We start from the raw sequence: 20,475 nt of genomic DNA, 5'->3' as shown, positions 1-20,475 counted from the left end.
TTACTGGCAAGCCCGCGGAATCCGCTGCACCTCGGAAGTCGCATCCGCCGCCGTACTCCACGCCAGAACCGGCGCATTGCTGCCAAACGGCTCATCGTAGTCCACCCAAAACACTTCGCGCGGTTCCTGCTGTTCGGTGTAATGCGCGTCATAGCCCAGATAGCGGATGTATTCCGCGTGCCGTTTGGCCTTGTTCAAGTTGCTGAAAAAGCCCAGGGAGATAGCATTCTGATACGGCCCTTCGTTGATGATGTAGACATCCTGTACGTCGTTTTTCACGATGTCCTGCGCAGTTTTCTCAGCCTGCGCGAAATCAGGTAATGGCGGGATGTAAACGAAGAAATTGAGCGTTTCCATGCTCTGCATCTTACGGATCTGCACCGCAAGGCCAAAGTTGCGTACCCTACCGGCCACCAGTTGCGCCGCCCGCTCGCTGTTGTAGGGGCCGATGGTATAACAACTGCTTTCCGTGCCTGCCGTCGTGCTGCTGTAGACCACGTGATCGACATCTTGGCGTAATTCCAGTGGTGGAATGTTAGGTTCCACCAAAACTGGCGTAAAACCACCATTAGCGGGAGCCAGCCAGACATTCCAGGTCAGCAACGACAGGTTCAGGAACAACAATCCAATCAGCAACTGGTGCATGTTTCCTGCCCCGTAATGTAGCGCAAGCCATGCATCAGCAAATCCGGCTGCACCACGAATTCATCATGCAGCCACGGGCGCAGGTGGGTGGAATCCCCCCCCGTCAGGATACGCACCGGCACTGCGGACATCGCGTGCTGCATCCGTGTGCAAATACCCTCAATGGCTCCGATTAGGCCGAACAGGCAGCCGCCACCAATCGCCTTCCCTGTGTTGTCGGCGAAGATACCTGGGTGTTCAAACGACAGGCTCAGGCGGCCTTGTGCGCGGGCGATCAGGGCATCTGCCGCCAGTTGCAGCCCAGGCAAGATCAGCCCACCCAAATGCCGCCCGTCATGTTCCAGCGCGTCCACCGTAATGGCAGTGCCGCAGTCGATCACGATACAGGGCCGCCCTGCCGCCAGCCGATGCCCCGCAACCAGCCCGACGAAACGGTCTGCCCCCAGGGTGGCAGGGTTCTGGTAGCCACTGCTGACACCATAGGCTTTGGGGACGGCGTGCACAACGTGCAGGCTGACGCTGCGTTGCGCGCAAGCTTCCTGCACGCTTTCGGCGAACAGATGGGTCAGCACATGCACCAGAGTAATGTGCTCCAGCGCGGGATAGGCATCCAATAGATCAAGGAAGGCAGCCAGAGCCGGGCGTTCACCATAGGCGCAAGCCTGCTGGGCAGACAAATTGCCAGCCGCATCCAGTTCCGACCACTTTAGGCGTGAATTGCCTGCATCTACCAGCAAAACCATTAAATACGTACCGATACATCCGCTGATGACAAGTTTTTTATTAACCCATCTTTTAATTTAATGCGCAATTGTCCGCGATGATCAACGCCTGATGCAAGCCCTTCCAACAGGTCAGAGCCACTCAGCACACGCACTTCACGTTGGTCAAGTACGTCCCAAGCTTGCCAATCACGCTGAAATTGCACCATATCCAGACCAGGGAAACCCTGCAAGCGCGGCAACAGGCGGTTCAGCACGGCAGCCGCCAAATGATTGCGGTCTACAAGTTTGCCGCTGGCCATTTGCAGGCTGACCCAGGGCTGTTCTATGCCCCTGCCCGCCTGTGCTGGCATGTTCACATTCAGGCCGATGCCGATGACGATTTGCTCAAGTGCGCCCACCGCCTCCAACAAGATTCCACCCAGCTTCTTCCCATCATAGTACACATCGTTCGGCCATTTCAGGCCATGCCCCTGGATCGCGCAATCTTCGAGCGCCTCCGCCACCGCCAAGCCAGTCACCAGACTCAGCAACGGCAAATGTTCTGGGACTTGCCCAAAGCACCAGCGCAGCGAAACATACAGGTTGACGCCCGGCGGCGATTGCCACTGACGGCCACGGCGACCCCGCCCGGCAGTCTGTTGCTCGGCCAGGCACACATCGCCACACTGCCCCTGCTGCAAAGCCCAGCGGTTGGTGGAATCCAGTTGTGGGAAGACATGGATACCCCCTAGTGCAGACATTACCCCCGCATCAAGTTGACAACGGATGACCGCTTCCTGCAACGGCTCATGAGCTGACGGCATCGGCTTCCTCCTCGCGCACGTAGACCATAGCCAACAGCCAGCCGACCCCGACCACCAGGGTAGCCGCATAAAAGGTTTGGGCAGAGCCAAGGTATTCCCACGCATAGCCGCTCAACAAACTCCCCATTGCCCCACCCGCACCATAACTGAGGCCGGAATAGAGCGCTTGCCCCCTGCCCTGCAATTTTCCCGGAAACTGGTGGTGAATCAGGTGGATAGCAGAAGCATGGAACAACCCGTAAGTGGCCGCATGAAGCCCTTGCGAAATCATCAGCACCGGCATGTCATCAACCCAGGTTCCCAGCACCACCCAGCGCAAACCGGTCAAGAACATAGCCAACATAAACAGCCGCGCCGCGCCGAAGCGATGGATCAAACGGTGCATGAACAGGAACAGCACCACTTCGGCAATCACCCCTAACGCCCACATCCAGCCGGTGAAGCTGCGCGAATAGCCGTGATCTTCCAGATAGATGCTGAAAAAGGTGTAGTAAACACCATGGCTGGCCTGCTGGAGCGCACACGCCAGCAACAATATCCACACCGCCGGTTGCCGCAACACTTCACGCAAACGGCTGCTCCTGACGGCATGGGTAGCGTGTGGCTTGTCCCGCACCAGCCAGGTTGACAACCAGATGCCCAGGAATAGCAGCAGCATGGCATCCACTACCAGCCCGATCCCGTGGCTTGCCAATAGCGTCGGCAAACCTGCCACCATCACAATAAAACCAACGGAACCCCACAACCGTATCGAGCTGTAACGCCCGACCTGCGCCCCCAGATGATTGAGGGTCAACGCCTCAAACTGCGGTAACGACGCATTCCAGAAAAAGCCGAAACCGGCCATCACCAAAGCCATCCACCCGTAATCCTGCCGCCAGTACGCCCCGGCAAAACAAGCTACCGCCAGCAGACTGGCCAGACGGATAATGCGCAAACGCTTTCCGGAATGGTCTGCCAACCAGCCCCAGAGGAATGGTGCAACTACCTTGGTGGCCATGAAAACCGCCATCAACTCACCGATTTGAGCGGGCGAAAAACCGGCGGCTTTTTTCAGGTATACCGTCCAGTAAGGCACGAACACACCCAACGCGGCGAAGTAAGCGAAATAGAAAACCGAAAGCCGCCCGTAAGGCGGCTTTGTCTGAGGGTCTAAGCTGGAGACTGGAACATTCAAGGCGAAGCAGGAATATCCGGCAATTCAGTCACTACATCCGCATTTTGCGCGCGATGACGCAGGGCGTGATCCATCAGCGTGATAGCCAGCATCGCCTCGCAAATCGGCGTGGCGCGGATGCCCACGCAGGGGTCATGGCGACCTTTGGTAATGACTTCCACCGGCTCGCCATCCAGATTCACCGTGCGGCCTGGAATGCGCATACTGGAGGTCGGCTTGAAAGCGGTATGCACGATGATTTCCTGCCCCGACGAAATGCCGCCCAAGATACCGCCCGCCTGGTTGCCGAGGAAGCCCTCCATAGTGATTTCATCGCGGTGCTCCGTACCTTTTTGCGCCACACAGGCGAAACCCGCACCGATTTCCACGCCTTTGGCCGCATTGACCGACATCATCGCATGGGCAATGTCCGCATCCAGCCGATCGAAAATAGGCTCACCCCAGCCCGGTGGCACATTGGAGGCGACCGTGGTGATCTTTGCGCCGACGGAGTTGCCTTCCTTGCGCAAGTCATCCATGTAGGTTTCCATCGCCTGCACCTTGCTCGCGTCGGGGCAGAAAAACGGGTTGTTGGCGATTTCATCCCAATCCAGCGCTTCCGCTTCAATCGGGCCAAGCTGCGAGAGATACCCGCGGATCACGACGCCGTAACGTTCCAGCAACCACTTTTTGGCAATGGAACCCGCCGCTACCCGCATGGCGGTTTCCCGCGCTGAAGAACGCCCGCCACCCCGGTAATCGCGGAAACCGTATTTCTTGTAATACGTGTAATCCGCGTGGCCGGGGCGGAAGCGATCCATGATGTCGCTGTAATCCTTGGAGCGCTGGTCAGTATTCTGGATCAGCAAGGCAATCGGCGTTCCGGTTGTCCTGCCTTCAAACACGCCGGAGAGGATTTGCACCTCGTCAGGCTCGCGCCGTTGGGTCGTGTGACGGCTTTGCCCTGGTTTGCGCCGGTCAAGGTCGATTTGAATATCGGCTTCCGTGAGGGCGAGTCCGGGCGGGCAGCCATCCACGATGCAACCGATTGCGGGGCCGTGACTCTCGCCGAAGGAGGTCACGGTAAACAGTTTTCCAAAGCTATTTCCTGACATAGGCAACGATTGTAGCAGCAAATAAAAAACCCTGGCAGCCTGTTTTATTGCTGATCATTTATCCCCCATTCAGCTTTGTTGTCATAAACTTCACCACGTCATTAATAAAAATAATTCATCCAATTCGACGCAAAAGCCCGAACGAGGGAGCTTGTCTCCCTCCTTTTTTTTGCGCAATACCACCGCATACATAACTAATCGCTAGGAGAGGAAGCTGCCCCTTTCCCCAAGGGTTCAGACACACAACAACGGGGTAGAGAAGAGGCCGGAACTTATTCGGCCTGATCTTTACTAAGAGTTTATAGCTTTATCCAGAAGCTGGTAAAGCCTAGTGGGGCACGCATTGTAAAAACAAATTTCAGCTAACAGGGGCATCATCATGGCAGAGTACAGTTCGTATCATCTGGCAGCGCTGGCAGCAGGCATCGGAGCCGCAACCATTTCAAGCACATTTGCACCACAGTTGGGGTGGGAAGTTCTGGCTGTTATCACACTCAGTGGTTATATCGGCGGCCTGCTGCCAGACATTGATAACACCCATTCCAGCGGTTTCAGGGTTGTGCGCTGGTTCAGCGGCCTGGCTGCCTTCATTGTGCCGGTCATCCAGTTCATTTACCGGCCAACTGATTTGCTGCTGGCAATCCCCGTGGCAGTGTTCATGGTGTCCCGTTTCTGGGAACTGTTGCATCAGATCATGAAGCGCGGTGGGCATACCCACTCGGTATTGGCGGCCGTTTGCCTGTCTTTGGGGGTGGCGTGGGTTGCTTACCTGACAGCAGGGGATGCAGCGGCGCTGCCGGCATTCCTGGCTTCCAGTGCCAGCTATGTGCTGCATTTGTTGCTGGACGACCTGGATAATGTCAGGTTTGTGGATTCACCTACCGGAACACGGTCTTCCCTGGTTCCGATTGGCCGGGGCAGGGTTGCCGAATTTTACGGCATTTTGGCTATCGGCTTTGTCAGCTTCTTCGCCTTGTGGGGAATTTAGCAAGCCAGACAGGGGCGCAACCTTACACCCCTGCACTGGCCAATAGAGGGAATTACTGTTGCTGCTGGGCAGCAATATCAGCGTGAACCTTGGCCATGTCCAGCTCCCGCACCTTACTGATAACCTGTTCCAGTTGCGGCTCGCTCAACATGCCGGCTTCAGCAAACAGGATGACCTGCTCACGGAAAATCATCAGTGTCGGAATGGAACGGATCTGGAAATGTCCCGCCAACTCCTGCTCTTCCTCGGTATTCACCTTGGCGAACACGATGTCAGGGTGGTTTTCGGATACTTTCTCAAAAATGGGTGCAAATGAACGACATGGGCCACACCAGGGAGCCCAGAAGTCAATGATGACGATATCATTGCCGGTAATGGTTTCTTCAAACGTCTGCGCGGTCATTTCTTCGGCAGCCATGGCATACTCCTAAATAGTCTCGAATCAAAAATCCTGTGGTTCCGCCTGTTCCTGACCCCAGCGGGGTAACAAGGTCTGCGGAATATCCAGATGGTCCAGTACCCGCGCCACCATGAAATCAACCAGTTCCTGCACGGATGCCGGGCGTTGGTAAAACCCCGGATTGGCGGGCATGATGATAACCCCCATCCGTGCCAGTTTCAGCATGTTTTCCAGATGAATCTCGGAAAACGGGGTTTCACGCACCACTAAAATCAGTTTCTTACGTTCTTTCAGGGCAACATCCACTGCCCGCTCAATCAGATTGCGGCTGCTGCCACAGGCAATGGCGGAAAGCGTGCCGGTGGTGCAAGGGCAAACCACGGTTGCTTCGGCCACCGCGCTGCCGCTGGCAATCGGCGCTGTCCATTGCTCACGTTCGAACACCTGCAACTGCCCGGGCTGCGCCCCATGCAACTGGCTGAAATAATGCTGGATTTCACTGGCACGTCCCGGCAGGCGGTGTTCCGTTTCCATATTGATAACCACCTGCGCCGGACGCGATAGCAGCAAATACACCTGGCAGCCTGCTTTCAACAGGCATTCCAGAAGCCGCAAGCCATATTGTGCGCCCGATGCGCCAGTCATGATCAGGGTAATGGTTTTCAAACAAACAGATCCTTAACCCGCCAATTTGCCCAACAGCTTGTCATGGATGCCGCCAAAACCGCCATTACTCATAATCAAAACATGGTCTCCAGCCTGCGCTTGCCGCGCCACACTGTCAACAAGCCGGTCAATATCCTGCGCCAATTGGCCTTTGCTGCCAATATCCGCCACCACATCGGCCAGATTCCAGTCCAACCCCGGCGGTTGGTAGAGGAAAACGCTGTCCGCCGCCTGCAAAGATGCCGCCAGCGCCGCCTTGTGCGTCCCCAACCGCATGGTGTTGGAGCGTGGTTCCAGCAGCGCAATGATGCGCGTGTTGCCAACTTTCGCCCGCAACCCAGCCAGGGTGGTGACAATAGCTGTCGGGTGATGGGCAAAGTCATCGTATACTGTTACGCCGCGCACTTCGCCACGCACCTGCATACGGCGCTTCACACCCCGGAATTCTGCCAGCGCAGCAATTGCATGGGCGGTAGGAACACCCGCGTGACGCGCGGCTGCAATCGCCGCCAGCGCATTATTGACGTTGTGTTCCCCAAGCTGGCTCCAGCGCACAATCCCGTGCGCTTCGCCCTTGCAGAATACGCGAAACTCACTGCCGTCAGCTTGCAGGTATTCCGCCCGCCAATCACCGTCGGCAAACGTTTCCACTGGCGTCCAACAGCCCATGGCCAATGTTTCCCTGAGATTGGCGTCGCACCCATTGACTACAGCCAAACCATTGCCTGGTACGGTACGCATCAAATGGTGAAACTGGGTCTTGATGGCTTGAAGATCCGGAAATATGTCGGCGTGATCATATTCCAGATTATTCAGGACGACAGTACGCGGGTGGTAATGCACAAATTTGGAACGCTTGTCGAAAAAGGCCGTGTCGTACTCATCCGCTTCCACCACGAAAAACGGCGCATCGCCGAGACGCGCGGAAACACCGAAATTTTCCGGCACGCCACCAATCAGAAAACCGGGCTGCAACCCAGCGTATTCCAGAATCCAGGCCAACATGCTGGCGGTAGTGGTTTTGCCATGCGTACCCGCAACGGCCAGCACCCAACGCTCACACAGGATATTTTCATACAGCCATTGCGGGCCTGAAATGTATGGCAGGGCGTAATCCAGCACATGCTCCACCACCTCCAGGCCACGGCGCATGACATTGCCGACCACGATGGCGTCAGCATCCTGCGGCAAATCCTGCGGCTGATAGCCCTGCATGATCCCTACCCCCTGCTCGGCCAGCATGGTGCTCATGGGCGGATAAACATTGGCGTCGGAACCTGTAACCTCGTGCCCGTTGGCGCGCGCCAGCAGGGCAATACCGCCCATGAAGGTGCCGCAGATACCCAGAATATGAATTTTCACCGCTTGGCCGAATCCTTAAATAACGTGGTTACGGATAACTTCTTCGATCGGGATAGGCTTGGAAATGCCGTAACCCTGGCCGAAGTCTACACCAATCTCGCGCAGAATCTGTATGACCCGGTCATTTTCGACGTATTCCGCAATCACTTTCACCCCCATCAGATGCCCTACCTGATTGACTGAGCGCACCATCGCGTTCGCCACGTCGTCATTGGCGATGTCCTTGATGAAACTGCCGTCGATTTTCAGGTAATCCACCGGCAGGGATTTCAGGTAGCCAAACGAGCTGACACCTGTACCGAAGTCATCCAGTGAAAAGCTGCACCCCAGCCCTTTCAGGGTTTCGATAAAGTGTTGCGCCAATTCAAGGTTGTGGATGGCCACCCGCTCGGTGATCTCAAAGCACAGCATCCCTGGGCTGATGCCTGCGGTCTGGATTTCATCCAGCACAAACTGTAGGAACGCCGGTTCATCCAGGCTTTGCCCCGAAAGATTGACCGCAAACACCGGGCGGGGCACTTTCTGGGTCACTTCTTTCAGGGTCTGGATCAGCTTACTGACTACCCAGCGATCCAGGCGCGGCATCATGGAATAGGCCTCTGCCGCCGGGATAAACTCATCCGGCGGGACTGGCTGGTTATTCTCGTCATAAAGGCGCACCAGCGTTTCATAATGGCAAAACGGCTTCTTAAATTCTGCTGGCTCCAGGGGATGGATAGGCTGCGCCACCAGACGGAAATTACCGGCCTCAAAAGCTTTTTTCAACCTGCCCAACCATACAATCGTACCCTGCTGCTTGAGGATTTCCTGATCATTTGGCTTGTAGATATGGATACGGTTGCCGCCCCGGCTTTTTGCTATCCGGCAAGCCACATCCGCATCCGACAATATCCGGTTGGGTGTCCTGAGGTTTTTGTACAAAGGTACAAATGCAATACTGGCAGTGACTTTCTGGCGTTTTTTGTTCCACTGGAAATCGTACTGCTCCAACCGCCGCCGCACATGTTCAGCCGCGCGGATGGCAACCGACGGCTCGATTTCCTGGAACAGGATACCGAACTCATCCCCCCCTAAACGCGCCAATACATCGCGGCGGCCATCAATTTCATCTTTCAGCATGTCCGCAATGCGCTCAATCAGCACATCACCACCGGTATGCCCCATGGAATCATTGACCAGCTTGAACTGATCCATGGAAATCAGGCAAAAAGAATGTTTAACCCCATGCTTGTGCACTTGGTCAATCGCCACTTTCAGACGCAACTCAAAACCTTTGCGGTTCAACAACCGGGTATGGGCATCGTGCATTTCCGCGTGATCCAGACGCAATTGCAAGGCATACAACTCCGTTTGGTCGCGCAACAGCAACATGTAACAGGGTTGGCTGGCATCCTCATAGGTAATGGGCTGCACGGTATAGGTCATCTGCACTTCGTTCAGGCCACTGGCGTTCAACAGGGCGTGCCGTAACATCGGGCGGTCGTTGCGTTTGGCTTTATCCAGCCAGGGAACCGGGTTGTGGGTCACCGGTTCAATCAGGGCAAACAGGTCGCTGAAGTGCTTGCCGCGTGCACTGCGGATTTTATATTTCAGGATCTTTTCCGCTGCTGGATTGATGAAACCTACCATGCCATTGGCATCCACCAGAATTGCCGCTTCCTGCACATCGGCCAAGGCGGAAACCAGCATATTCTGCTGTGCAAGCTGCAATTGCCGTCGGGAATGACGTCGCACAAACCATGACCATCCGGCTATAGCAAGTACCACGCCACCGGTCAACAGCAAAACCAACATGGCACTATTGGGTAAGATATTGAAAAAGTCGGCCAAACCAGCCCCCACGCCACGTAGGGCGTCCCTTATTCTGAATAATTATTTTGGCGCTAATGATAAGCGTACAATACTGTGATGTACAGGCTCAGGCGATGAAACGGCTTGGCAACACCCCGCGATGCCAAAAACAGTAGGCGCAACAAAGCCGGCAGCACCCGCTTCAGTGCTGCCGGCTCGGCAAAACAGCCAAAGAAAGGGCTTAGACCTTTTCCTTGATACGCGCAGATTTACCGGTACGGCCACGCAGGTAATATAGCTTGGCGCGGCGAACATCACCACGGCGCTTCACTTCGATGCCCGCAATGCTGTTGCTGAAAGTCTGGAACACACGCTCAACACCTTCGCCGTAAGACATTTTTCGCACGGTGAAAGAAGAATTCAGACCACGATTTTTCTTCGCAATCACAATACCCTCGTAAGCCTGTTGGCGCTCTTTGTCGCCTTCCTTGACACGTACCTGAACAACAACGGTGTCGCCCGGATTGAAATCAGGGATTGCCTTGGTCATTTGCTCTTGTTCAAGTTGTTGAATAATCGTGTTCATGATGATCCTCTAATGAAGTTCCGTACTTCTTTCAAACTCATTTATATACTCGTCCAGCAACACACGCTCACTGTCCGTCAACTGCCGTGCCTGTAACAATTCCGGCCTGCGTCGCCATGTTTTTCCCAGCGCCTGTTTTTTGCGCCAGCGGGCAATCTCTGCGTGATTGCCGCTTTTTAATACTGTAGGCACTTCCATTCCTTCCAGAATCTCTGGCCGGGTGTAGTGCGGGCAGTCCAGCAATCCATCAAAAAAGGAATCCTGAACCGCTGATTCATGATGCCCAAGAGCACCTGGCAGCAAACGGGTCAGCGCATCAATCAGCACCATTGCCGCCAATTCACCACCACTGAGCACGTAGTCTCCAATGGAACATTCCATATCGACTTCCAGCTTTACGACACGCTCGTCAATGCCTTCATAGCGGCCACACAGCAAGATGATACCCCGCTCCCCTGCCAGTTCGCTAACGAGAGCCTGGTTTAACGGCGTGCCTTGCGGACTCAGGTAAACCACCTTGCCCGGATTTTCCTGACGGGCGTCACGTATTGCCTGTAACAGACAGTCGCCTTTCATCACCATGCCCGGGCCACCGCCATAAGGGCGGTCATCTACCGTCCTGTGCACATCGGCTGCATAATCGCGCGGATTCCATTGCCGCAAAGCGATAAGCCCCCGCTCCGCCGCCCGGCCAGTCACACCGCATTTAACGACAGTTTCAACCAGTTCCGGAAACAGCGTGACAACATCAAACCGCATGGCCGTTAGAAATCCGCATCCCAGTCAACCACGATGCGCTTTTCATCCAACGAAACCGACTTGATGACATCACCTATGATCCACGGCAACAAACGTTCCCGCTCACCCTGGACAACCAGCACATCATTGGCTCCGGTTTCAAACAGGTGGTCAACCTTGCCAAGGCTCATGCCTCCGCTGGTAATGACTTCCATGCCCATGAGATCAGTCCAGTAATATTCATCCTGCCCCAACCTACGCAACTGTTCACGTGGAACAGCGATGGCACAACCCACCAGTTTTTCAGCAGCATCCCGGTCTGCCACCCCGCCAAGCTGGGCAACGATCCCTTTTCCCTGCACTTGTCCATTAACCAGTTTGCAAGCCTTCCACTTACCGCCGATTTGTACGAACCAGGGATTGTATTCCAGGATCGCTTCACGCCGCTCGGTGTGTGAAAACACTTTTACCCAACCTTTGACGCCAAATACGCCGGAAACTTTTCCCAACGTAATCATGTCCGGCTGGGGCATTCTGCGGTTAGGCCACAGCCGTTTCGGCTGTTTCTTTCAGCAGCTTGGCAACGCGTTCGCTGGGCTGTGCACCACAGCCCAACCAGTAGGCAACGCGGTCTTGCTCAACATGCAGACGCACTTCCTGGCCACGCGCTACCGGGTTGAAGTAGCCAACCCGCTCAATGTAGCCACTGTCACGCGGCTTGCGTTTGTCACTGACTACGATATGGTAAAATGGGCGCTTTTTCGCACCACCCCTAGCCAAACGAATATTAACCATTACAAAACCTTACAAAAAATACTGTTAACGCAGGGCAGGTGGGCTGCCCGAAGTAAACGCGCAATTCTACGTTAATTTCAGAAAAAGTGAAGCACTGATTAGCTGCCTATAACAAAAAAGCCCCTGCATACAGGGGCTTTTTCACGAATGGGCTTATCAGCTACCCGGCTTACGAAGCAGCAGCGTATTTCGTACCACCATTGCCTGGAAAATACCGGTAATGCCCGGTGATGGGCATGGCAAACAAAACATCCTCCATCTTCTCACCCTCACCAATATTATGGACAATCATATAGCGGTTAGGGTCAGTCGAAGACTTCCGACTAACAACAATCCCGATATGTTCCTGATCACCCCCAAGGCTCCAAGTAACAAGATCACCCGGGCGGTAATCAGCTGCCTTGCCAGTCACAGGCAGGGCTGCGCCATGACGGGTAAAAAATGCTTTCAGGTTATGTACCCGCCGATGATCAATATTACTGTCTGGCGCACTCAGCCCCCATTTTGCCAAGCGTGGATAGGCATAAAAGTTACGCTCTATATCCTCATGCACCAAACGTTGCAGATCTATCCCCAGCTTCCGGTAAGACCGGATCACTGTATCGGTACACACCCCCATATTGGCCGGCACATCCCCATTCGGATAGGCAATCGGCACATAACGCCCATCATACACGACCCGATGGCGCAGCCGGTCAAGAGCCGCATACGACAAACGGTCTGGTGTCGCCACGTTGGTACGGGCAGCTCCTGAACGTTGCACATCCGCTGTCGCCGTTGTCTGCTGCGAAGAACAACCCTCCAGCCCAACAACCAGTACCATACCCGACAACAGTACTGCCAGCCCCAAACCCGGGCGACACAACCCACTAAAAATACTACTCATTTACCCCACTCCTGTTTCCACATATCGAGTGAACAGACTCCCTTAACCAATCTGGCATTCCAATTTAGTTTTATAATAGTCCCCTATGGAATGCCAGACTAACCCGACAAAAGAATACCCAGGCTTAATAAGTCGGACATCCAGAATTAAACGGCGTTTTTTCGATGCCCCAGCGGTATGGCAATGGCGCATGCGGGTCTGAAACCAACGCGCCCGCCTCAACATTCTGACGCAATTCACGCAAGCTCATTTTGTAGTCTTTTTCACCTTCGTCCACTAAAGTCATTTGAACTTCACAGAACCCATCGAGGCTTTTCATTTCCTGTGGCGGTGGCTGATCGTTAGCGAACACGGCTTTTGCCCAACGTGCCGGCTGGGAACGCGGATCAAAACGCCCGATACGATCCAGATGGCGGCGAATGGAATCAAAGAACATTTTCAGGCGTTTGTCACGACCAGGTGTGGAATGGTCATCATATTCCCTGGCATTCATGCAACGGCGGCCTTCACCGCGGATTTTTTGCAAATACCACAAGGCGTCATACACATAAACGGCGCGGTCATTGGCATACATGCACAAGGCCAGCAGCAGGCGCTGGGTTTTTTCATCCGCCGTCTCCGGGCGCTTGGCAAGCTTGTGGGAAATAATGTCGGTAAAAGCCACATAGTCGTAAGCAAGGTCAGCCGCCAGATGGAATTGTTCCTCACTGTAACCGGGTTGCGCACTGGCCGGTTTCATGATGTTTTGTGGTTGCTTGAAACGGCGGTAGCCATCACCCAGGCGCTTGTCTTCCGGCACATAAAACGGGAAAGAAGGCGTGCGCAACAAATAGCGCGCCTGCTTCGGGGTAGTCGAGGCCATGACTTCCGCAATGCCCGCATCCGTTACATCGGCAATCTGGTAGGAATGCACGCCAGGCGCCACATAAACATCCCCCGGTTTGATGTCAACCAAGGCGACGGGGTAAGTATCATTACGCAGTGACTCACTGCTGGTCATGTCGGCGACATAATCCATGAATTGCCGCACACGCCGGTCAGGTGGCAGATTATCCCAGGTCGACATGCTGTTGCTGATCAATTTCCCGGCCTTGTCCCTATTGTTGATGACAAATGGCAAGCGATGCTCGAATGCAAAAATCAGGCGCATGGCGTATACGGCATCCGCGCAGTCATTTTCGTACTTGTAGTAAATGGGCTTGGCTGGATCCATGAAAATGTCGTCTTTCCAGTTGGTGCGTACCCACTGGCGGTAATTATCTTCCCACATGTCATTCCATTCGTTCTCATTCGGCCAGACACTGGCGGATGCAATGGAAGGCAGAAACGAAATAACGGCAAGCAACAATGCCAATGCAAATGTTTTTTTCATGAAATCCACAACTTGATTCGATTGATCAAAAAGAACACTGGATAGTATAGACGCCCAATTGATCTTCCCCTGCTTCAGTGACAGGAAAAAGCACCCATAAGTTCCCGAAGGCTGCTAGCCTAGATCGACTTATCGAGAATTTCAACAAAAAACTGCCCAGTCACACCGTAACTGGGCAGCTCTTTTGCGGTTTTTGGCACATTGGCATCAACAGCCAGCAACCACTGACAACAACCAGAAATTACTTCTGGTATTGCTGCATGACATCCTTGGAAGACTGATCCATCATGACCGGACCTTTGTAGTTGCCCTTGGCCTTGACCTGAGGAACCATTGGACGCTTCTGACCTGCAACACAGCCATATACGTGTTTATGCCCAGGGGTGGCTCCCGGATGGCTATGGCACTTGGTTGCACAAGGCGGCGCATCTTCATGGCAGTGGTAGTTGGCATCCTGAGCGGCGGCGGCGGGAGCAGCTGTTTCAGCGGCAGGTGCGGCTTGCTGGGCGGTCTGCTGGCTCATCTGTTGGCAGCCAGTGGCGAACATGCCAGCAACAATCAGGGTTGCCAGTGTCAGTTGGGATTTGATCTTCATCGTCTTGGTCTCTTTCATTGTTTAAGGGAAAGCATTTGAATTGTAGCAAATAATCAGGGACTTCTTCACTCCAATCCGAGCAAATTTAGCATTAATTCACGTATCAGCAGGCTAAAGCCTTGACATCGCCCCCTACAGGTAGCCCGATAAGGTGGCAAATAGGTTGCATCAAATCAGCAAAAGGTTCAAACAAAAAAGAAATTATATATTAATAAGTTATTATTATTTTTCTAGCTCATGCAATAAAAAAGCCCCTTGCATTCACAAGAGGCTTTTCCGGTAACTTAACCCATTCTAAAGGGTACAGTTTTCCCGCAAAGCAATTACTTCTGGTATTGCTGCATGGCTGCTGCGGAAGCAGGATCCATGGAAACAGGACCTTTGTAGTTGCCCTTGGCCTTAACATGAGGAACAACCGGGGCTGGGGCAACAGGTGCCGGTGCTGGAGCCGGTGCTGGAGCAACAGGCGCTGGCGCTGGCGCTGGCTCAGGTTCAGCAACTTGCTGGCCACCAGTAGACTGCTGTTGGCTACAACCAGTTGCCAGAAGACCAGCGAACAACAGGCCAGCGATAGCCATTTGAGATTTCATTTTCATAGTAGTAAAACTCTCTAAACTATTGATTCGGAAAGGGAAATCTTTATCTCGCCCAGACTGGCGCTGATACAGATCGTAATCCAGACCATTATAATCTCTGGATGAAGCGCATCATACAACCAGACAAATCAGTAGGCAAATCCATCTTGTCCCAAAAATGGCAAGCAGCATAAAAACTGCAAACAATCAGCCTTGCCCTGCCTTACCCCGGGAACCCCCCCATTGGCGGGAAGCCTCCACCGGCGGGCATCTTGCCTTTCAGCCCCCCCATCAGTTTCCGCAAGCCACCGCCCTTGGAAAACTGTTTCATGACCCTGCTCATTTGCTGGTGCTGCTTGAGCAGGCGGTTCACATCCTGCACCTGCAAGCCACACCCGGCGGCGATCCGGCGCTTGCGTGACGCCTTGATGACATCAGGGTTACGGCGTTCTTCCAGCGTCATGGAATTGATGATGGCAATCATGCGGCGGACTTCCTTGTCATTTGCCTGATCCTTGACATTGGCAGGCAGATTGCCAGCCCCCGGAAGCTTGTCCAACAAACCCGCCATGCCACCCATTTTCAGCATTTGCTGCATCTGATCGCGCAAATCCTCGAAATCGAATGACTTGCCCTTGTTCAGCTTTTTGGCCAGTTGCTGGGCTTTCTTGTGGTCGACCTGGCGCTGCGCCTCTTCGATCAGGCTGAGTACGTCGCCCATACCGAGGATACGGGAGGCCATCCGATCAGGGTAAAACGGCTCCAATGCATCCAGCTTTTCCCCCATCCCGATGAACTTAATCGGTTTGCCGGTAATCTGCCGCACTGACAACGCAGCCCCCCCACGCGCATCACCATCCGCCTTGGTCAGCACCACGCCAGTCAGCGGCAGGGCATCACCAAATGCCTTGGCGGTATTGGCTGCATCCTGCCCCGTCATGCTATCAACCACAAACAGTGTTTCCACCGGCTTCACGGCAGCATGGATGTCCTGGATTTCAGCCATCATGCCAGCGTCAACGTGCAAACGGCCTGCCGTGTCGATAATCAGCACATCCATATACTTGCGCTTGGCATGCTCCAGAGCTGCCTTGGCGATTTCCACCGGCTTCTGGGCTGGTTCACTGGGGAAGAAAACCCCACCGGTTTGACCCGCGATAGTTTCCAGCTGCTTGATGGCTGCTGGGCGGTATACGTCGCAACTGGCCACCATCACGGATTTGCTTTGCCGCTCCTTAAGGAAACGGGTCAGCTTGCCTACCGTGGTGGTTTTACCTGCACCCTGCAAACCCGCCATCAGGATGACAGCAGGCGGCTGGGCATTCAGGGACAAGGATTCATTAGCACTGCCCATGATGGCTACCAGCTCATCATTCACCACCTTGATTAGCGCCTGGCCAGGACTCAGGCTTTCCAGGACTTCCTGGCCAATTGCCCGCTCACGCACCCGATTGGTAAATTCGCGCACTACCGGCAGGGCAACATCCGCCTCCAGCAGCGCCATCCGCACATCACGCAGCGCATCCTTGATGTTTTCATCGGTCAGGCGAGCCTGGCCGCGTAGTTTTTTTACCGTCTGCGAGAGACGTTCGCTCAAATTCTCGAACATGATTGACTTCTTTCTAGTCCCAATTCAGGCACAAGTTGCTATCATAACATCAAAGTCTTGTGTAAAAGTGAATGCATTCCAGAAGGAAGGCCGCTTATACTGAATTTTTTAGCTAACACTTGAAACCTGTTTGAGAATGACAATAACGATCAATCTGCTGGCAGCATTGGCGTGGGTGGCGACGTGGCTGTTGATTGGTGTGCGCCTGCGTAACCGTTTACAGGGAAAACCGCCCCAATACCGGCATCTGCTGATCCTGGCGTGGCTGACGGCGCTGGGTTTGCATGGGTGGACTATCTTGCAGAATATCTGGCAGCCAACTGAAATTTCCATCAATTTCACGACGGCAGGTTCCATTGTCATGTGGCTGACCAGCATGTTGCTGTTTGTCACCATGCTCAGCCGCCCACTGGAAACTCTCGGGGTATTTGTCGCGCCATTCAGCCTGACCGCCATGCTGTTGCCCTTGCTGGAAAGCGACCATTCCACCGCCATCCACCTAAATAATGGGCTGGAGATACACATTTTCACATCCCTGCTAGCTTACAGCATGTTGACGCTGGCCGCCTTACAGGCGCTGCTGCTGGCATGGCAAAACCGACACTTGCACAACCACCACCCGGGCGGCCTGATCCGTACCCTGCCGCCCTTGCTGGATATGGAATCGTTGCTGTTCAAGCTGATCCTGTTAGGCGTTATCCTGTTGTCATTCGGGCTGCTGAGCGGGGCGTTGTATATTGATAACCTGTTCAGCCAACATCTCGTACATAAGACTGTCCTGTCCATTATCGCGTGGGTGGTGTTTACAGCACTGCTAGCCGGACACTGGCTGTATGGCTGGCGCGGGCGTATCGCCATCCGCTGGACGCTAAGTGGCTTTTTCCTGCTGATGCTGGCGTTTTTTGGCAGCAAGTTCGTCCTGGAATTCCTGGTAAAACCATTGTGAGCATCAACGACCTACCGTTAAGCATCCTGTTTGCGGCCCTGTTTATCCTGTTCCTGCTATCAGCCTTTTTCTCAGGGTCGGAAACAGCCCTGATGTCGCTGAACCGTTACAAGCTGAAACATCAAGCGGAAAAAGGCCATGCGGGCGCACTACTCGCGCAAAAGTTGCTGGATAAACCCGACCGGCTGATCAGCCTGATCCTGCTAGGCAACAACTTCATTAACATCCTCATCACCCAGCTTGCTACCCTGCTGGGGCTACGGCTGTTTGGCGACGCGGGCCTGGCAATCGCCACCGGCATCCTGACCTTCCTGCTGCTGATTTTTGGCGAAATCACCCCCAAGACCCTGGCTGCCATGCATCCGGAACGGATCGCCTTCATCGCCTCGCGCATCTACGCTGTCCTAATGAAAATCATGTGGCCGTTCGTCTTGCTGCTGAACCTGGTCACCAACAACCTACTGAAACTGTTCGGCGCGCACAGCGATGAAACCAGCCGGGTCGCTCTCAGCCATGATGAACTGCGCACCGTGGTCAGTTCCGCAGGCACACACATTCCACAAAACCACCTCGACATGCTGCTACGGGTCATGGATCTGGAAACCACCACGGTTGAAGACATCATGATTCCCCGCAACCAGCTGGTCGGGCTGGATCTGAACGACGACTGGAACGAACTGGAAGAACAGATCGTCAACAGCAACTTCACCCGTTTGCTGGTATACCGGGAAAATCTCGATAACGTGATCGGCTTTGTCCACCTGCGCAAGCTGCTGCCACTGTTCCGCGACGGCCACCTTGACCGGGAACGGTTTGAAGCCAGCATCCGCCCCGCCTATTTCATCCCGGAAAGCACTACCCTGACCCAACAACTGCTGAACTTTCAGGAAGAAAACCGCCGCATCGCCCTGGTGGTGGATGAATACGGCGAAATCCTCGGCCTGGTCGCCCTGGAAGACATTCTGGAAGAAATCGTCGGCGAGTTTTCCACCGTACCTGCAACCCAGACTCGCGAAATACGCCAGATGGAAGACGGCGGCTATTGGGTGGATGGCTCCCTATCCATCCGCGACATCAACCGCGAACTGGGCAGCAATTTTGCCGCAGAAGACGCCAAAACCATTAACGGCCTGATCCTCGAATACCTGGAATCCATCCCCGTACCCGGCATGACCGTGCTGATTGACGATTACCCGCTGGAAATCCGCAAAACCCGCAACAATGCGGTCAAAACGCTGATCATCCACCCCCAAATCCAGCGTATCCGGGCGGAAATGGATGAGTAAGGCCAAGCTCCAGTATTACTGCACCGCCTGCGGCAGCCTGCACAGCAAATGGAGCGGCCAATGCGGCGATTGCGGCGCATGGAACACGCTGGAAGAAAGTGTCGCCCTCCCCGCCAACAAAAGCCCCCAGCACCGTTCCGGCGGCTACGCAGGCGAACAAACCGCCATCCGTTCCCTGCACGAAGTCAGCCTGAGCGAAGACCCGCGCATCGCCACCCATCAGGCCGAACTCGACCGGGTACTGGGCGGCGGGCTGGTGGCTGGTTCTGTCGTCCTGATTGGCGGCGACCCCGGCATTGGAAAATCCACCATCCTGCTACAAACCCTGGCCACACTCACCGAGCTGAAAAGCCTGTATGTGACGGGCGAAGAATCCCTGCAACAAGTCGGCCTGCGCGCCCGGCGGTTGGGCTTGCCCACCGACAACCTACGCCTGCTGACCGAAACCTGCGTAGAAAACATCCTCACCCTGGCCGCGCAGGAACAGCCCGGTCTGATGGTGGTCGACTCCATCCAGACCATTTTCACCGATAGCCTGCAATCCGCGCCCGGCTCGGTTAGCCAGATCCGCGAATCCGCCGCCAAACTGGTGCGTTTCGCCAAACAGACCCAAACCGCCATGTTTCTGGTTGGCCATGTCACCAAGGAAGGCACACTGGCAGGCCCGCGCGTACTCGAACACATGGTCGACACCGTGCTGTATTTTGAAGGCGACCCCGGCGGCCGTTACCGCATCCTGCGCGCTGTCAAGAACCGGTTCGGCGCAGTCAACGAACTCGGCGTATTCGCCATGACCGAACAGGGCCTGAAAGGCGTCAGCAACCCTTCGGCCATTTTCCTCTCCCGCCACGAGGAACCTGTTTCGGGCAGCGTCATCATGGTCACGCGCGAAGGCACCCGCCCGCTGCTGGTGGAAGTGCAGGCGCTGGTCGATGAAAGCCATGGGGCAGCCCCCCGCCGCGTCACCCTTGGCCTGGAACAAAACCGCCTGGCCATGCTGCTGGCAGTGCTACACAGGCACGGCGGAATTTCAATGTTCGATCAAGACGTATTCATAAATGTTGTCGGTGGTGTTAAGATTTCAGAAACCGCTGCCGATTTATCATTGTTGCTTGCAGCGCTCTCAAGTTTTCGCAATCGTCCTTTGTCTGCTGATCTGGTGGTTTTCGGAGAGGTTGGGCTGGCTGGCGAGATTCGTCCCGTACCAAACGGCGAGGAGCGGTTGCGTGAGGCTGCCAAACACGGTTTTAAACAGGCTATCGTAGCGAAAGGTAATAAACCACGCCATCCGATTGAGGGCATGAAGGTAGTAGCCATTGCAAGATTGGAAAAAGCAATCGAAATTGTGATGTAAATTTGCGACAATAGCGCGCATAATTGTTGACTACCCGCAACAGATATAATAATTTTATCATCGGTTCGGGAAGCAACTTAAA

Annotated in this window: 22 protein-coding genes; 4 read left to right on the top strand and 18 right to left on the bottom strand. The window is 54.6% G+C overall.

From position 1 onward, the window contains the following. Genes THINI_RS17295 through aroC form a run of 5 tightly spaced genes read right to left on the bottom strand, consistent with a single transcriptional unit; the run spans position 1 to position 4,444 of the window. Positions 1-645 (bottom strand): hypothetical protein, encoded by a 645-nt coding sequence (locus THINI_RS17295; RefSeq protein ID WP_002709837.1) that lies wholly within the window; start codon positions 643-645, stop codon positions 1-3. Further along, on the bottom strand, positions 630-1,388 hold the full coding sequence (locus tag THINI_RS17290) for a type III pantothenate kinase (RefSeq protein ID WP_002709836.1): 759 nt from the start codon (positions 1,386-1,388) through the stop codon (positions 630-632). Before THINI_RS17290 ends, THINI_RS17295 begins: the two co-directional genes overlap by 16 nt. Next, positions 1,388-2,173, bottom strand: coding sequence for a biotin--[acetyl-CoA-carboxylase] ligase (locus THINI_RS17285; RefSeq protein ID WP_002709835.1), 786 nt, complete (start codon positions 2,171-2,173; stop codon positions 1,388-1,390). Before THINI_RS17285 ends, THINI_RS17290 begins: the two co-directional genes overlap by 1 nt. Next, entirely contained in the window at positions 2,157-3,350 is a 1,194-nt protein-coding gene (locus tag THINI_RS17280) for an MFS transporter (protein ID WP_002709834.1), read from the bottom strand. Before THINI_RS17280 ends, THINI_RS17285 begins: the two co-directional genes overlap by 17 nt. Further along, positions 3,347-4,444, bottom strand: a complete 1,098-nt coding sequence (gene aroC / locus THINI_RS17275) for a chorismate synthase (RefSeq protein ID WP_040839537.1) — start codon at positions 4,442-4,444, stop codon at positions 3,347-3,349. The genes THINI_RS17280 and aroC overlap by 4 nt, the downstream gene beginning before the upstream one ends. A gap of 379 nt (positions 4,445-4,823) precedes the next feature. On the opposite strand from aroC, the gene THINI_RS17270 reads away from it, so the two are divergent. Continuing rightward, complete coding sequence (locus THINI_RS17270) at positions 4,824-5,432, top strand: metal-dependent hydrolase (protein ID WP_002709832.1); 609 nt, start codon at positions 4,824-4,826, stop codon at positions 5,430-5,432. Between the two features lie 52 nt (positions 5,433-5,484). Here THINI_RS17270 and trxA read toward each other — a convergent pair whose 3' ends face one another. The 13 genes from trxA to ffh all read right to left on the bottom strand — a co-directional run bounded on the left by trxA (position 5,485) and on the right by ffh (position 16,807). Further along, positions 5,485-5,850 (bottom strand): thioredoxin, encoded by a 366-nt coding sequence (gene trxA, locus THINI_RS17265; RefSeq protein ID WP_002709831.1) that lies wholly within the window; start codon positions 5,848-5,850, stop codon positions 5,485-5,487. A gap of 24 nt (positions 5,851-5,874) precedes the next feature. Further along, positions 5,875-6,498 (bottom strand): UbiX family flavin prenyltransferase, encoded by a 624-nt coding sequence (locus THINI_RS17260; protein WP_002709830.1) that lies wholly within the window; start codon positions 6,496-6,498, stop codon positions 5,875-5,877. Positions 6,499-6,510: 12 nt separating this feature from the next. After that, positions 6,511-7,860, bottom strand: coding sequence for a UDP-N-acetylmuramate:L-alanyl-gamma-D-glutamyl-meso-diaminopimelate ligase (gene mpl, locus THINI_RS17255; protein WP_002709829.1), 1,350 nt, complete (start codon positions 7,858-7,860; stop codon positions 6,511-6,513). 15 nt (positions 7,861-7,875) lie between these two features. Further along, a complete protein-coding gene (locus THINI_RS17250; protein WP_245536639.1) occupies positions 7,876-9,690 on the bottom strand; it encodes a putative bifunctional diguanylate cyclase/phosphodiesterase in 1,815 nt (604 codons plus the stop codon). Between the two features lie 202 nt (positions 9,691-9,892). Next, positions 9,893-10,237: a 50S ribosomal protein L19 gene (gene rplS, locus THINI_RS17245; RefSeq protein WP_002709827.1), complete on the bottom strand. Its 345-nt coding sequence runs from the start codon at positions 10,235-10,237 to the stop codon at positions 9,893-9,895. A gap of 9 nt (positions 10,238-10,246) precedes the next feature. Then, complete coding sequence (trmD, locus tag THINI_RS17240) at positions 10,247-10,996, bottom strand: tRNA (guanosine(37)-N1)-methyltransferase TrmD (RefSeq protein ID WP_002709826.1); 750 nt, start codon at positions 10,994-10,996, stop codon at positions 10,247-10,249. 5 nt (positions 10,997-11,001) lie between these two features. Continuing rightward, positions 11,002-11,508, bottom strand: a complete 507-nt coding sequence (rimM, locus tag THINI_RS17235) for a ribosome maturation factor RimM (RefSeq protein WP_002709825.1) — start codon at positions 11,506-11,508, stop codon at positions 11,002-11,004. Positions 11,509-11,515: 7 nt separating this feature from the next. Further along, positions 11,516-11,770, bottom strand: coding sequence for a 30S ribosomal protein S16 (rpsP, locus tag THINI_RS17230; protein WP_002709824.1), 255 nt, complete (start codon positions 11,768-11,770; stop codon positions 11,516-11,518). Between the two features lie 169 nt (positions 11,771-11,939). Then, positions 11,940-12,656 carry a DUF1287 domain-containing protein gene (locus THINI_RS17225; RefSeq protein WP_002709823.1) on the bottom strand — a complete coding sequence of 239 codons (717 nt, stop codon included), beginning with the start codon at positions 12,654-12,656 and terminating at the stop codon, positions 11,940-11,942. Between the two features lie 124 nt (positions 12,657-12,780). Next, entirely contained in the window at positions 12,781-14,028 is a 1,248-nt protein-coding gene (locus THINI_RS17220; protein ID WP_002709822.1) for a hypothetical protein, read from the bottom strand. A gap of 241 nt (positions 14,029-14,269) precedes the next feature. Continuing rightward, entirely contained in the window at positions 14,270-14,623 is a 354-nt protein-coding gene (locus tag THINI_RS17215; protein WP_002709821.1) for a hypothetical protein, read from the bottom strand. Between the two features lie 323 nt (positions 14,624-14,946). After that, positions 14,947-15,219, bottom strand: a complete 273-nt coding sequence (locus THINI_RS25350; RefSeq protein ID WP_154724441.1) for a hypothetical protein — start codon at positions 15,217-15,219, stop codon at positions 14,947-14,949. Positions 15,220-15,421: 202 nt separating this feature from the next. After that, on the bottom strand, positions 15,422-16,807 hold the full coding sequence (ffh, locus tag THINI_RS17210) for a signal recognition particle protein (RefSeq protein ID WP_002709820.1): 1,386 nt from the start codon (positions 16,805-16,807) through the stop codon (positions 15,422-15,424). Between the two features lie 136 nt (positions 16,808-16,943). On the opposite strand from ffh, the gene THINI_RS17205 reads away from it, so the two are divergent. Genes THINI_RS17205 through radA form a run of 3 tightly spaced genes read left to right on the top strand, consistent with a single transcriptional unit; the run spans position 16,944 to position 20,393 of the window. Next, entirely contained in the window at positions 16,944-17,753 is an 810-nt protein-coding gene (locus tag THINI_RS17205; RefSeq protein WP_002709819.1) for a cytochrome C assembly family protein, read from the top strand. Further along, positions 17,750-19,039, top strand: a complete 1,290-nt coding sequence (locus THINI_RS17200; protein ID WP_002709818.1) for an HlyC/CorC family transporter — start codon at positions 17,750-17,752, stop codon at positions 19,037-19,039. Before THINI_RS17205 ends, THINI_RS17200 begins: the two co-directional genes overlap by 4 nt. Continuing rightward, positions 19,032-20,393, top strand: a complete 1,362-nt coding sequence (gene radA, locus THINI_RS17195; RefSeq protein WP_002709817.1) for a DNA repair protein RadA — start codon at positions 19,032-19,034, stop codon at positions 20,391-20,393. The genes THINI_RS17200 and radA overlap by 8 nt, the downstream gene beginning before the upstream one ends. Positions 20,394-20,475: the final 82 nt, after the last annotated feature.

This window comes from Thiothrix nivea DSM 5205 (assembly GCF_000260135.1).
GTDB lineage: Bacteria > Pseudomonadota > Gammaproteobacteria > Thiotrichales > Thiotrichaceae > Thiothrix > Thiothrix nivea.
This window is presented reverse-complemented; position numbering and strand designations above follow the sequence as displayed.